Source organism: Streptomyces sp. NPDC020996, assembly GCF_040641355.1.
In the GTDB taxonomy this organism is placed as follows: Bacteria; Actinomycetota; Actinomycetes; order Streptomycetales; family Streptomycetaceae; genus Streptomyces.
Map to the genome: position 1 here is coordinate 38,715 of NZ_JBFADM010000023.1, position 13,207 is coordinate 51,921.

At 72.3% G+C, this 13,207-nt stretch carries 14 protein-coding genes; 12 read left to right on the forward strand and 2 right to left on the reverse strand.

Annotation, left to right across the window (positions count from 1 at the left end; all coding sequences use genetic code 11):
• Window positions 1-53 precede the first annotated feature (53 nt).
• From AB0G63_RS18025 to AB0G63_RS18065, 9 genes are all read left to right on the forward strand, one after another.
• Window positions 54-659, forward strand: a complete 606-nt coding sequence (locus AB0G63_RS18025; protein ID WP_360750944.1) for a riboflavin synthase — start codon at window positions 54-56, stop codon at window positions 657-659.
• Window positions 656-1,297 carry a nicotinamide riboside transporter PnuC gene (gene pnuC, locus AB0G63_RS18030; RefSeq protein ID WP_360750946.1) on the forward strand — a complete coding sequence of 214 codons (642 nt, stop codon included), beginning with the start codon at window positions 656-658 and terminating at the stop codon, window positions 1,295-1,297. Before AB0G63_RS18025 ends, pnuC begins: the two co-directional genes overlap by 4 nt.
• A complete protein-coding gene (locus tag AB0G63_RS18035; RefSeq protein ID WP_360750948.1) occupies window positions 1,294-2,652 on the forward strand; it encodes a bifunctional 3,4-dihydroxy-2-butanone-4-phosphate synthase/GTP cyclohydrolase II in 1,359 nt (452 codons plus the stop codon). The genes pnuC and AB0G63_RS18035 overlap by 4 nt, the downstream gene beginning before the upstream one ends.
• Window positions 2,653-2,692: 40 nt before the next feature.
• Window positions 2,693-3,178, forward strand: a complete 486-nt coding sequence (ribH, locus tag AB0G63_RS18040; protein WP_360750950.1) for a 6,7-dimethyl-8-ribityllumazine synthase — start codon at window positions 2,693-2,695, stop codon at window positions 3,176-3,178.
• Between the two features lie 34 nt (window positions 3,179-3,212).
• Entirely contained in the window at window positions 3,213-3,485 is a 273-nt protein-coding gene (locus AB0G63_RS18045; RefSeq protein WP_007491392.1) for a phosphoribosyl-ATP diphosphatase, read from the forward strand.
• A gap of 83 nt (window positions 3,486-3,568) precedes the next feature.
• On the forward strand, window positions 3,569-4,417 hold the full coding sequence (gene hisG / locus AB0G63_RS18050) for an ATP phosphoribosyltransferase (protein ID WP_360750952.1): 849 nt from the start codon (window positions 3,569-3,571) through the stop codon (window positions 4,415-4,417).
• Window positions 4,418-4,429: 12 nt separating this feature from the next.
• Window positions 4,430-4,885 (forward strand): PH domain-containing protein, encoded by a 456-nt coding sequence (locus AB0G63_RS18055; RefSeq protein ID WP_360750954.1) that lies wholly within the window; start codon window positions 4,430-4,432, stop codon window positions 4,883-4,885.
• Window positions 4,886-5,093: 208 nt separating this feature from the next.
• Window positions 5,094-6,419, forward strand: a complete 1,326-nt coding sequence (locus tag AB0G63_RS18060; protein WP_360750956.1) for a hemolysin family protein — start codon at window positions 5,094-5,096, stop codon at window positions 6,417-6,419.
• Complete coding sequence (locus AB0G63_RS18065; protein WP_360750958.1) at window positions 6,416-7,501, forward strand: hemolysin family protein; 1,086 nt, start codon at window positions 6,416-6,418, stop codon at window positions 7,499-7,501. The genes AB0G63_RS18060 and AB0G63_RS18065 overlap by 4 nt, the downstream gene beginning before the upstream one ends.
• Before the next feature lie 22 nt (window positions 7,502-7,523).
• Here AB0G63_RS18065 and AB0G63_RS18070 read toward each other — a convergent pair whose 3' ends face one another.
• Complete coding sequence (locus AB0G63_RS18070; protein ID WP_360750960.1) at window positions 7,524-9,383, reverse strand: AAA family ATPase; 1,860 nt, start codon at window positions 9,381-9,383, stop codon at window positions 7,524-7,526.
• Between the two features lie 430 nt (window positions 9,384-9,813).
• Window positions 9,814-10,461, reverse strand: a complete 648-nt coding sequence (locus AB0G63_RS18075) for a hypothetical protein (RefSeq protein ID WP_360750962.1) — start codon at window positions 10,459-10,461, stop codon at window positions 9,814-9,816.
• Window positions 10,462-10,730: 269 nt separating this feature from the next.
• On the opposite strand from AB0G63_RS18075, the gene AB0G63_RS18080 reads away from it, so the two are divergent.
• The 3 genes from AB0G63_RS18080 (at window position 10,731) to AB0G63_RS18090 (ending at window position 13,175) form a co-directional block, all read left to right on the forward strand.
• Window positions 10,731-12,083 (forward strand): peptidase C39 family protein, encoded by a 1,353-nt coding sequence (locus tag AB0G63_RS18080; protein ID WP_360750964.1) that lies wholly within the window; start codon window positions 10,731-10,733, stop codon window positions 12,081-12,083.
• Window positions 12,084-12,302: 219 nt separating this feature from the next.
• Window positions 12,303-12,449, forward strand: a complete 147-nt coding sequence (locus AB0G63_RS18085; RefSeq protein WP_360750966.1) for an SCO1431 family membrane protein — start codon at window positions 12,303-12,305, stop codon at window positions 12,447-12,449.
• A 66-nt stretch (window positions 12,450-12,515) separates the two neighbouring features.
• Complete coding sequence (locus tag AB0G63_RS18090; RefSeq protein ID WP_360750968.1) at window positions 12,516-13,175, forward strand: TetR/AcrR family transcriptional regulator; 660 nt, start codon at window positions 12,516-12,518, stop codon at window positions 13,173-13,175.
• The last annotated feature ends 32 nt before the right edge of the window (window positions 13,176-13,207 follow it).

The following is a 13,207-nucleotide window of genomic DNA, read 5'->3' on the forward strand; positions in this document are numbered from 1 at the left end:
CGTCTCGACAGCCCCGGAGTCCGTGCCCGAATGAGGCAGGGAGGACCCGGGAAGTGTTCACCGGAATCGTCGAAGAGCTGGGTGAAGTCACCGCTGTCGAGAACCTCGGCGACGCCTCCCGTTTCCGGCTGCGCGGCCCCGTCGTCACGGAGGGCGCGAAGCACGGCGACTCCATCGCCGTCAACGGCGTGTGTCTCACGGTCGTCGAGCACGAGGGCGACGAGTTCACCGCCGACGTCATGGCCGAGACCCTGAACCGCTCCAGCCTGGGCGCCCTCACCGTCGGCTCCCGCGTCAACCTCGAACGTCCCACGGCCGTCGGCGCGCGCCTCGGCGGGCACATCGTGCAGGGCCACGTCGACGGCACCGGCGAGGTGCTGGAGCGCAAGCCGTCCGACAACTGGGAGATCGTCAAGATCTCGCTGCCCGCGGACCTCGCCCGCTACGTCGTCGAGAAGGGCTCCATCACCGTCGACGGCATCAGCCTCACCGTCGTCCACGCCGGGTCCGACCACTTCACCGTCAGCCTCATCCCCACCACCCTCGCCCTGACCACGCTCGGCCTCAAGCAGCCCGGCGACCCGGTCAACCTCGAGGTGGACGTCGTCGCCAAGTACGTCGAGCGGCTGCTCGCGGCCGGTCAGGGGGTGACCCGGTGAACTGGCTGAACTCCCAGGCCTTCACCCTGTTCGGCCAGCACATCATCTGGTCGGACACCATCGGCAACATCCTCGGCCTGATCACCCTCGCCCTCGGCTGGCGGCGCTCGCTGCTGACCTGGCCGGTGCAGTTCCTCTCCGGCCTGATCCTCTTCATCGCCTTCTACGGCCACCTCGCCGGCAGCGCCGGCAAGCAGGTCGTCGTCATGGTCGTCGCCCTGTACGGCTGGTGGCGGTGGAACCACGACAAGGGCCGGTCCGCGGACGGCCAGATCGTGCCGCGGTTCGCCACCTGGCGCGAGCGCGCCGCGATGGCCGGCGCCGCCGCCCTGGGCACCGTCGCCGTGGCCCTGCTCTTCAAGGCCTACCCGTCCCTGTCCTGGGACCCCTGGCCGGACGCCTACATCTTCGTCGGCACCGTCGTCGCCATGTACGCGCAGGCCCGCGGCATGGTCGAGTTCTGGTTCGCCTGGCTGCTCGTCGACGTGGTCGGCGTGCCGCTCAACTTCGCCAACGGCTACGCCTTCTCCGGCTTCGTCTACGTCATCTACGGCGCACTCGTCCTGTGGGGCATGCGCGACTGGTGGCTGCGCTCCCGCGAGGACGCGCGGCCCGTCCTGGAAGGAGCGCCGGCATGACCACGGCACCGATCCTGTACAGCGCCGACGGCGCCGACGGCACCGACGGCATCGAGGACTGGTCGCTCGACCCCGTCGAGCAGGCCATCGCCGACATCGCGGCCGGCCGCCCGATCGTCGTCGTCGACGACGAGGACCGCGAGAACGAGGGCGACCTCGTCGTCGCCGCCGAGAAGATCACCCCCGAGATCGTCGCCTTCATGATGAGCGAGTGCCGCGGGCTGATCTGCGCGCCCATGGAGGGCGAGGAACTGGACCGGCTGAAGCTGCCGCAGATGGTCGAGGACAACACCGAGTCGATGAAGACCGCCTTCACCGTCTCCGTCGACGCCTCCGCCGCCCACGGCGTGACCACCGGCATCTCCGCCGCCGACCGCGCCACCACACTGCGGCTGCTGGCGAGCGGCGAGGCCGAGCCCGCCGACCTCGTCCGCCCCGGCCACGTCTTCCCGCTGCGCGCCCGGCCCGGCGGCGTGCTCGTCCGCGACGGCCACACCGAGGCCGCCGTCGACCTCGCCCGCCTCGCCGGCCTGCGCCCGGCCGGCGCGATCGTGGAGATCGCCGGGGAGGACGGCCGCATGCTGCGCCTGCCCGAGCTGTTCCCCTTCGCCCGCAAGCACGGCCTGACGATCATCTCCATCGAGGACCTGATCGCCCACCGCCGCGCCACCGAACTGCGCCCGGGCGTTCCCGCGCAGCAGAAGCCCGCCGCCGAGCCCCTCGTCCGCCGCGAGGCCGAGACCAGCCTGCCCACCGTGCACGGCACCTTCACGGCGTACGGCTACCGCTCCACCGCCGACGGCGTCGAGCACGTCGCCCTCGTGCACGGCGACATCGGCGACGGCGAGGACGTCCTGGTGCGCGTCCACTCCGAGTGCCTGACCGGCGACGTCTTCGGCTCCCTGCGCTGCGACTGCGGCCCCCAGCTCGACGCCGCCCTGGACCGCGTCCACACCGAGGGCCGGGGGGTGGTGGTCTACCTGCGCGGCCACGAGGGCCGCGGCATCGGCCTGCTCTCCAAGCTGAGGGCGTACGAACTCCAGGAGCGCGGCCGCGACACCCTCGACGCCAACCTGGAACTCGGCCTGCCCGCCGACGCCCGGGACTACGGCGCCGGCGCCCGGATCCTCCAGGACCTCGGCGTGCGCAGCGTGCGCCTGATGACCAACAACCCCGAGAAGGCCGACGCGCTTCTGCGAGGCGGCCTGCGGGTCACCGGCCGCGAGCCGATGCCGGTGCAGGCCGGCGAGCACAACCTCCGCTACCTGCGCACCAAGCGGGACCGGATGGGCCACGACCTGCCCTGGCTGGAGACGGCCGGCGCGGGCACGGCGACGACCTGCGGCACCCAGTGAGAGCACACCCAGTGAGAGCACACCGAGGAGACACGAGAACGTGAGCGGCAAGGGCGCACCGGAACTGTCCGTACGCAACGTGGGCGACCTGCGGGTCGCCGTCGTCGCGGCCCAGTGGCACGAGAAGGTGATGGACGGTCTGGTGGACGGCGCCCTGCGCGCCCTGCACGACCTGGGGATCGACGAGCCGACCCTGCTGCGGGTCCCCGGCAGCTGGGAGCTCCCGGTGGTCGCCAAGGTCCTCGCCGGCCGCGGCTACGACGCGGTCGTCGCCCTCGGCGTCGTCATCCGCGGCGGCACCCCCCACTTCGACTACGTGTGCCAGGGCGTCACCCAGGGCCTCACCCAGGTCTCCGTCGACACCGGCGTGCCCGTCGGCTTCGGCCTGCTGACCTGTGACACCGAGGAGCAGGCGCTGGACCGGGCCGGCCTTCCCGGCTCCAACGAGGACAAGGGGCACGAAGCGGTGACGGCGGCGGTGGCCACCGCGGCCACCCTCCGCTCAGTATCCGAACCCTGGCGCTGAGACACCCGGGCTTGCGCGTAGGGTAAGGACCACCATGTCCAAGAAGACGTTCGAGGAGCTCTTCACCGAGCTCCAGCACAAGGCCGCCCACGGCGATCCCGCCACCTCCCGCACCGCAGAGCTGGTCGGCAAGGGCGTCCATGCCATCGGCAAGAAGGTCGTCGAAGAGGCCGCCGAGGTCTGGATGGCCGCCGAGTACGAGGGCAAGGAGGCGGCCGCCGAGGAGATCTCGCAGCTGCTGTACCACGTCCAGGTGATGATGGTCGCCCGCGGGATCTCCCTGGACGACGTCTACGCCCACCTGTGAGCCCCCGGGGCCCGTCGGGTCCCCTCAGCTCCGTAAGACACCCTCCACCCACCTCACCCCGTCACGCGAAGGAAGCCGACCTCATGCTGCGCATCGCCGTCCCCAACAAGGGTTCCCTGTCAGGCCCTGCGGCGGAGATGCTGCATGAGGCCGGCTACCAGCAGCGCCGCGAGTCCAAGGAGCTCCGCATCGTCGACCCGGCCAACGAGGTCGAGTTCTTCTACCTGCGCCCCCGCGACATCGCGATCTACGTCTCCTCCGGCCGCCTCGACATCGGCATCACCGGCCGCGACCTGCTGATCGACTCCGGAGCCAAGGCCGAGGAGATCCTCCCGCTGGGCTTCGCCCGCTCCACCTTCCGCTACGCCACCAAGCCCGGCACGGCGAGCGGCGTGCAGGACCTGACCGGCATGACGGTCGCCACCTCCTACGAGGGGATCGTCGAGGGGCACCTGGCCGAAAACGGCATCGACGCCTCCGTCGTCCACCTCGACGGCGCCGTCGAGACCGCCATCGAACTCGGCGTCGCCGAGGTCATCGCGGACGTCGTCGAGACCGGCACCTCCCTGCGCAACGCCGGCCTCGAGGTCATCGGCGAGCCGATCATGCAGTCCGAGGCGGTCGTCATCCGCCGCGTCGGCGCCGACGCCGAGGAGCCCAAGGTGCAGCAGTTCCTGCGCCGCCTGCAGGGCGTCCTGGTGGCCCGCACGTACGTGATGATGGACTACGACTGCCGGGTCGAGCAGCTGGAGAAGGCCGTCGACCTGACCCCCGGCCTGGAGTCCCCGACGATCTCCCCCCTGCACAACGAGGGGTGGGTCGCCGTCCGCGCCATGGTGCCCGCCAAAGACGCCCAGCGCATCATGGACGACCTGTACGCGATCGGCGCCCGGGCCATCCTGACCACGGCGATCCACGCCTGCCGTCTCTGAGAGGCCGCGCAGATGTCCGACCTGCCCGCTCTCCCCGTCACGTTCCGGCCCCGCCACACCCGGGTCGTCCTGCTCAGCGCCGGTGCCGCGATCTTCGCCGTCATCACCACGGTCGCGTTCCTGCTGGAGCCGCTGAGCCCCGGCGAACGCCTCAGCTTCGTCCTCACCGGGGCGATCCTGTTCGCGGTGCTCGCCCTGCTCGCCCGGGTGAAGGTCGTCGCGGACGAGTCCGGGGTGACCGTCGTCAACATCGTCAGCAGGCGGCGCCTGGACTGGGCGGAGATCGTCCAGGTCAACCTCCGCCCCGGCGACCCCTGGGTCTTCCTCAACCTCAGCGACGGCACCAGCCTGCCCGCGCTCGGCATCCAGCCGGGCATCGCCAGGCAGCACGCCATCGCCGACGCGCGGGCCCTGCGCGCGCTGGCCGACGCCCGCTGCGCCAGGGATCCCGAGCCGCCTCGGGGCTGACTCGGGGCTTCACCCGCGTTCACCCTGCCGTCCGGCCCCATGTCTTGATTAATCTGTTGGGGGAGACGTCGTTCGAGACGTCTCCGCCGCGACGGGCCCACCGGCCCGCCGGAGGCTTCCTGCTACCCGAGGAGTGACTCCCTCCAGCGATGGACGGATCGTCCTGTAGTACCCGCGCCGCCACCTCCCGGCCCTTCGAGGCGGCGGCATGACCATCCCCCTGATCCTCCTGTCCGCCGCCTTCCTGCTGATCCTCGCCAACGGCTTCTTCGTGGCCGCCGAGTTCGGCCTGGTCACGGTCGAGCCGACGGACGCCGAGAAGGCCGCCGCCGAGGGCGACCGACGGGCCCGCACCGTCGTCGAGTCGCTGAAGGAACTGTCCTTCCAGCTCTCCGGCACCCAGCTCGGCATCACCATCACCTCCCTCGTCGTCGGCATGCTCGCCGAACCGGCGCTCGCCGAGCTGCTGCACGGCCCGTTCACGGCCGTCGGCCTGCCCGGGGGCGCGGTGTCCGGCATCGCCGTGGTGGTCGGCATGCTGCTGGCCTCCGCCGTGCAGATGGTGATCGGCGAGCTCGTGCCCAAGAACTGGGCGGTGTCCCGGCCGCTGCAGGTCGCGCGCTTCGTCGCGGGTCCGCAGCACGTGTTCGCGCGCCTGTTCCGCCCGGTCATCGCCGTGCTGAACGCGGTCGCCAACCGGCTGGTCCGGGCACTCGGCGTCGAACCCACCGCCGAGCTGGCCTCCGCCCGCACCCCCGGCGAGCTGGTCTCCCTCGCCCGGCACTCCGCGCAGGCCGGCGCCCTGGAGCAGGACACCGCCGACCTCTTCGTACGGACCCTGTCCCTCGGCGAGCTGACCGCGCAGCACGTGATGACGCCGCGCGTGAAGGTCAGCGCGCTGCAGTCGTCGGCGACGGCCGAGGACGTGGTCAACCTCACCCGCGCCACCGGCCTGTCCCGCTTCCCCGTGTACCGGGAGAAGATCGACGAGGTCGTCGGCATGGTCCACCTCAAGGACGCGCTGGCCGTCCCGGCGCCGGACCGGCTGCGCACGCCCGTGGGCGACATCGCGCGCCCGGCGCTGCTCGTCCCCGAGACCCTGCCGGTGCAGCCCCTGCTGGGCCGGCTGCGCAGCGAGCAGCCCATCGCCGTCGTCGTCGACGAGTACGGCGGCACGGCGGGCGTCGTGACCCTGGAGGACATCGTCGAGGAGATCGTCGGCGAGGTCCGCGACGAGCACGACGGGCAGGACGTGCCCGAACTCGCCGCCGCACCGCCGGAGGACGGCCGCCCCACGTGGGACGCCGACGGCAGCTGCCGGGTCGACATCCTCCGGCGCATCGGCCTCGACGTGCCCGAGGGACCGTACGAGACCGTCGCCGGCCTGGTCGCCGACCTGCTGGGCCGGATCCCGGCCGTCGGCGACAGGGCCGAACTGCCGGGCTGGCGGCTGACGGTCCGCCGCGTGGGCCACTACCGCGCCGAGCGGGTCCGGCTGGTCAGGACCGGTCCGGTCATGGAGGTCGTCCGATGAGCGTGCTGCAACTGCTGTTCGCCGGGCTGCTCGTGCTCGCCAACGGCTTCTTCGTCGGCGCCGAGTTCGCGCTGGTCTCGGTGCGCCGCAGCCAGATCGAGCCACTGGGCACGGCCCGGGCCCGCCAGGTGCTGTACGGGCTGGAACGGCTGCCGCAGATGATGGCCGCCGCCCAGTTCGGCATCACGGTCTGCTCGCTGACCCTGGGCGCGGTCGCCGAGCCGACGGTGGCGCACCTGCTGGAACCGGTCTTCGCGTGGGTGCGCCTCCCCGAGGGGATGATCCACCCGCTCGGCTACGTCATCGCGCTCGTCGCCGTCGTCTTCTTCCACCTCGTGGTCGGCGAGATGGTCCCGAAGAACCTGGCGATGGCGGCCCCGGAGAAGGCGGCGCTGTGGCTCAGCCCCGGCCTGGTCGCGTTCGCCCGCCTGTGCAGGCCCATCACCGTCGCCCTCGGCGCCTGCGCCCAGGGCATCCTGCGGCTGTTCCGCGTCGAGCCGAAGGACGAGGTGGAGGCCGTCTTCACCAGTGAGCAGCTCAACCGGCTGGTGGAGGACTCCGGCCAGGCCGGCCTGCTGGACCCGGAGGAGCAGGAGCGCCTGGAGGACGCGCTGGAGCTGGGCTCCCGCCCGGTGACGGACGTGCTGCTGCGGCGGGAGTCGCTGATCACGGTCAGCCCCTCGGTCACGCCGGGGGAGATCGTGCGGCTCACCGCCCGCACCGGGTACTCCCGCTTCCCCGTCGCCGCGGACACCGGCGCCTTCATGGGCTACCTGCACGTCAAGGACGTCCTCGACCTGGAGGACTCGGAGCGGGCGGTGCCGCAGCAGCTGTGGCGTCCGATGACGACGCTCCGCTCGGACCTGCCCCTGGACGACGCCCTGACCGTGATGCGCCGCGCGGCGACCCACCTCGCTCAGGTGGCCGACGCCTCCGGCAGGGTGCTCGGCCTGGTCGCGCTGGAGGACGTGCTGGAGCTGCTGGTCGGCGAGGTCCGGGACCCGGCGCACCGGGACCTGCCCGAGGTGAGGGTGACGGAGCCGCGGGTGAGCGGAACCCCGGAACAGGCGCTGGCCGGCTGACCCGCGGGCGGGGCCGCGGGTGTCACGTCGCCGACGGATCCTGCGGCCCCCGCCCCGACAGCACCTCCCCGTACGCCTGCATCAGGTCCGGCAGCCGCAGCGTCGACAGATCGTCCCGCGACGGCGTGCCCGGGTACGTCGACAGCCGCAGGTCCCGGTAGGCGCAGCTCTTCTCGTACAGCGTGCGCAGGAACCGCCCGTTGCCCAGTTCGTCGATCCAGCCCTGGTCCACGACGTGCCCGGCGATCGAGCGCAGCTCGTCCAGGGCCTCCTCGTCCCACGCGTCGCCGTTCTCCGCCGCCAGCACCTCGCCGATCGCGGTCAGTTCGAGGGGGCGGTAGGACGGGAAGTCGACGCGGCTGGTGAAGCGGGAGGACAGGCCGGGGTTGGCGGCCAGCAGGCGGTCCATGCCCTCGGGGTAGCCGGCCAGGATCACCACCAGGTGGTCGCGGTTGTCCTCGGCCCGCTTCAGCAGCACCTGCAGCGCCTCGTCGCCGTAGGCGTCGCCCTTGCCGTAGCCGGAGTTGGACAGCGAGTACGCCTCGTCGACGAAGAGGACGCCGCCGATCGCGGAGTCGATCAGCTCGTTGGCCTTCACCGCCGTCTGCCCCAGGTACTCGCCGACCAGGTCGGCGCGCTGCGCCTCCACCAGGTGGTCGCCGCCGAGCAGGCCGAGGGCGTAGAAGACACGGCCCAGGATGCGGGCCACCGTGGTCTTGCCGGTGCCGGAAGGACCGGAGAAGACGAAGTGCCGCTTGGGCGGCTGGACCGGCAGGCCCTGCGCGGCCCGCAACCGCGCCATGTTCAACTGCGCGGACAGCGCCTTCACCTGGCGCTTCACCGGTTCGAGGCCCACCATCCGCTCGAGCTCGGCGAGCGCCTCCTCGAGCAGCACCGGATCGGTCGGTCCTGCGGGCAGCGTGGGCGCCGCCGCGTTCTTCTCGCGCACCGCCGGATCGGCCACCGTCGGCAGTGGGCCGGCCGGGGGCAGGTCGGCTTCGGAGAGGCGCAGGTCACGGCCCTCGATGCCGAAGAGGGGGTCGAGGGTGTCCGGTCCCTCCAGGGCGTCCTGGCCGCCGGAGAGCGTGATCGCGGCGAGGTCGGCCGACTCGTCGTAGCCGTCGCCCTCGGCGATCGCCGTGAGCCGGGCCGAGGTGTCCATGAAGGCCGGGTCGACGCGGTGCACGGCCCGGTACAGCGGGAGGGCGGCGGCGCTGCGGCCGGTGCCCTCGTGCGCCCGGGCCAGCCAGTAGCGCAGCTCCTTGCGCTGCGGCTGCTCGCTGCGGCAGCGCATCAGGGCCGCCGCCAGCAGGGGCTCGGCCTGCCCGTACATCTCCAGCCGGACCCGGGCCATGCCGCCGAACAGGCCCGCCTCGATGCCGAGCAGGGAGTCGTCGATCAGCGGATCGGTGTGGCGGACGAGCTGCTCCCAGTCCTTCACGAGGTAGGCGCGGCAGGCGTGCAGGAAGCGGACCTGGGGGTCGGTGTCCACGGGCGGCAGCCCGGCGAGGGCCCGGTCCAGCTCCGGGACGTGGCGGCCGTCGAGCCAGTGGGAGGCGTGCGCGAGCAGCAGGTCGCGTGGGCTCTCCAGCACCGGCTGCACCCACCAGCCCAGCCAGTACCAGGAGTTGAGGGCCCGGCGGTGCCGGGCGCGCTGCTCGCCGAAGCGTTCGCGGTGCCGGAACATCCGCAGCAGGGCGGTCGTCGTGTCGACGCGCAGCGCGTGCAGCCCGAGCCAGCCGTCGGCCATCCCGGGGTCCATCCGCACCGCGGCCCGGAACTCCTCCTCCGCCTGCGGGTAGGCCCCCATGGTGTAGGCGTCCACGCCTCGCAGCCAGGCGAGGTCGGCCGGGGCCTCGGGGCCCCGCGTGCCGAAGTCCATCACGTCCCCCACAAACCGTGCCCCCGTCGGTTCACCGCCGGGCCGTCGCCCGTCGGCCGCCTTGGTCCAACGGCGGTGCCGCGGACCGGAGTTGCAACGGTGCGCAGAGCAGCGTCCGCCGGTCGCACCGAGGGCATCGTACCTGCGGTGGTGTCGCCCGCCGTAGGGTGCCGCACAGGCCGTTCGGCGAGGTGGGAGCACTTGGGGCACATCTCGGACGGTGACGGAGGGTGAGCATATCGCGTCGCACAGCGTCCGGAGCGGGGCCGGAGGCAGAACGAAGCCCCCGGTCACGGGGGAACAACCGGGGGCTTCGTGTCTGCGGGCGGCCTCGGACGGCCGCTCATTGAGAACGTAAGACCTGTATGGCCCGCCGGTCAAGCCGAGTTGAAGCACTCCGGGAAGTTCGCCCGCAAGCCCTTTCACACGTTCACCACACTGCGGATGGTCCGTCACCCTGCGTGACCTGCCGGTCCGGCCCGACGGTGGTGACCGGCCCTGGAAGCACCTCATATCCGTCGGTCGACTGCCGTACCAGGAGGTCGGCGAAGGGTCTGGAGGGATCCTCGGCGAAGTGCCGGCGTTCCGCCCGGACCCACCCGTCCCAGAACTCCCGCTGCTCCTCCCCGTCCCGCGTCCTGCCGCGCGCCCACGACTCCTCCGCCGGCAGATCCATCCACAGCAGGTGCGCCAGCTGCGGCCGCAGCGCGCGGCGGCCGGCGCCGACGCCCTCGACGAGGACGACCGGGGCGGGAGGCAGCGCGCGGGGCGGTGCGAAGCCGCGGGCACGCCAGTCGTAGGGGGCGTAGTGCGCGGTCTCGCCGCGGCGGAGCGGTGCGACCACCTGGGTCAGCAGCCGCCCGGTCCACTCGAACAACTCGTCGTGCGTGGCGAGGTCGTCCAGGTGCAGCACCGGCGCGCCGCCCAGTTCCCGGGCCAACCGCCCGGCGAAGGTGGACTTTCCGGATCCGGCGTGCCCGTCGACGCCGACCAGACGGACCGGTCCGCAGGACGGGGGGAGACGGCGGAGCCGGGAGGCGAGAGGGCGGATGACGCTTCCTTGGGGGAGACGGGACACGGGCTCGGCACATTCTCTCGAGAACCCGCCGGAAAGGCACGGCCCGGCCGGCCACCCCGGACCGGACCGTGTCGACCGGGCGGGCGCAGGTCACGCCAGTGGTCCACACCAATATTGGTGGGCGCGGCATGACCGGAAGCGCTGGCACGACGTGCCGCCTCCGGCCATAGTTGGCGCACAACCGTGCAGCGCCACCGTGCAGCGCAACCGCGCAGCGCCACCGTGCATGGGGCCCGCACCGACTCGATCACCTGGGGGTCATTCCGCCCATGAGCAGAGCCGAACAGCCGTCCCGCAGAACAGTCCTGGCAGCCGCGATGGCGGCGGCGGTGACCGCACCCATGGCCGTCGCCGGCCCCGCGGCGGCCGTGGCCGCGGACACCACCCCGGACCGCGCGGTCGACAACCGGGCCTGGACCACGCACGCCGACTGGCGCGGCGGCACCGCGCAGGGCGTCCGCCCCGTCGCCGGCCCCCGTCCCGGCGTGGCCATCGCCGCACCCGTCGGCACGGCCGACTACACGGACCCGCACACCGGGACGACCGCCGCGTGGGAGTACGCGACCTGGACCTCCCCGGTCCACAGGCTCCGCGTCCCGTCCACGGAGGCGATCGCCTCCTGGAACGCGCACACCCCGGCCGGCACCTGGCTCCAGGTCGAACTGAAGGGGACGTACTCCGACGGCACCGACACCCCCTGGTACGTGATGGGCCGCTGGGCGGCCGGCGACCAGGACATCCGGCGGACCTCGGTGGACGACCAGACGGACGGCAAGAGCAGCATCTGGACCGACACCTTCGCCATCGACGACGCCGCCACCGGTCTGCGCCTGACGTCGTACCGGCTGCGGCTCACCCTCTACCGCAAGCCCGGCACCCGGCTCACCCCGACCGTCTGGCGGCTCGGCGCGATGGGCTCCGACATCCCCGACCGCTTCACCGTCCCGGCCTCCGCTCCCGGCCTCGCCCGGGAACTGGACGTCCCGCGCTACTCGCAGGAGATCCACAAGGGGCAGTACCCCGAGTACGACAACGGCGGCGAGGCCTGGTGCAGCCCCACCTCCTCGCAGATGATCATCGAGTACTGGGGCGGGCGGCTCACCCCGGAGCAACTGGCCTGGGTTGACCCGTCGTACGCCGATCCGCAGATCTGCCACGCGGCCCGGTTCACGTACGACCACCAGTACCAGGGCTGCGGCAACTGGCCGTTCAACGCGGCCTACGCGGGCACCTTCCACGGCATCCAGGGCGTGGTCACGCGGCTCGGCTCGCTCACCGACCTGGAGACGCTGATCGCGGCCGGCGTCCCGGCCATCACCTCCCAGTCCTTCCTCGCGACGGAGCTCACGGGCGCGGGCTACGGCACCTCCGGGCACCTGATGACGGTGATCGGCTTCACCGCCGACGGCGACGTGATCGCCAACGACCCGGCCTCGCCGAGCGACGAGGCGGTGCGCCGGGTGTACCGGCGCAGGGAGTTCGAGAACATCTGGCTGCGCACCAAGAGGTACGACGCGAACGGCCGGGTCAGAAGCGGCACCGGCGGCGTCTGCTACCTCTACTTCCCGGTCAGGCCGACCCCACGACAGCGCCGTGCCCTCGCGGCCGTCGGGGTCGCCTGACGGCCCGTCACGCCCGGAAGGGGTGACGCGACGGGTGACGCCGTCGGGAGGCGGTCCGGCTGCGCGGCCGAGGGCGTGTGACCAAGCTCTCGGCCGCCGAAGGCGGCGAGCGGTGGCAAGGTGGACGAAACGGTGGGGAACCGTCCGGTGCACCCCATCGGCGTGCCGGATCGGCGGGTCCGACCGGTACGTTCGAACGCCCGAGATCGGTGAGAGGTCATGACCGCACACTCAGCCACCGCAGCCCGCGTCCGCGCCCGCACCGGCGGCCCCGGGGGCGACGGGCCGAAGATCCTGGAACACGTCATGGGCTGGACCCTCGCCGTGGTGATCGCGATCCTCGTGGCCCGACTCGGTCTGCTGTGAGCTGATCCGTACCCCGACCTGCCATACTGCGGATGTCCCGCCGCCCCTCGGACATCAGGGTCGAAATTGAATATCAGCCAGCAGAGCGACACCGTACGCCCACCGGCCCGCGGCACCGAGCGGTCGGTCGCGCGCCGGGCCGAACTCATCTCCATCGGGCGGAAGCTGTTCGCGGACGCACCGTACGACGCGCTCTCCATGGACGACATCGCCCGGCAGGCGCGGGTCGCCAAGGGGCTGATCTACTACTACTTCCGGTCCAAGCGCGGTTACTACCTGGCGATCGTCCGGGACTCCGTGGCCGACCTGGTCGCCTTCGCGGCGAGCGGCCGCGAACTGCCGCCCGTGGACCGTGTGCACCGCACCATCGACGGCTACCTCCGCTACGCCGAGCACAACCACGCCGCCTACCGCACGATCGTCGGCGGCGGCGTCGGCTTCGACACCGAGGTGCACGCCATCCGGGACGGCGTGCGCGAGACGATCGTGGCGACCGTGGCCGAAGGGGCGTACGGCCGCGGTGACATCGCCCCGCTGGCGCGCATGGGCCTGCTCGCCTGGGTGTGCAGTGTGGAGGGAGCCACCCTCGACTGGATCGCCCGCCCCGAGCTGAGCCGTGAGGTGATGTGCGAACTGCTCGTCAAGACGCTGGGCGGTGCGATGCGCGCCATCGCGGAACTCGACCCCGCCTACCCGGCCCCGCGGCCCGCCCGCCGCGACGGATGACGAAAACCGGCCATGGACCGGCTCCGCGACGG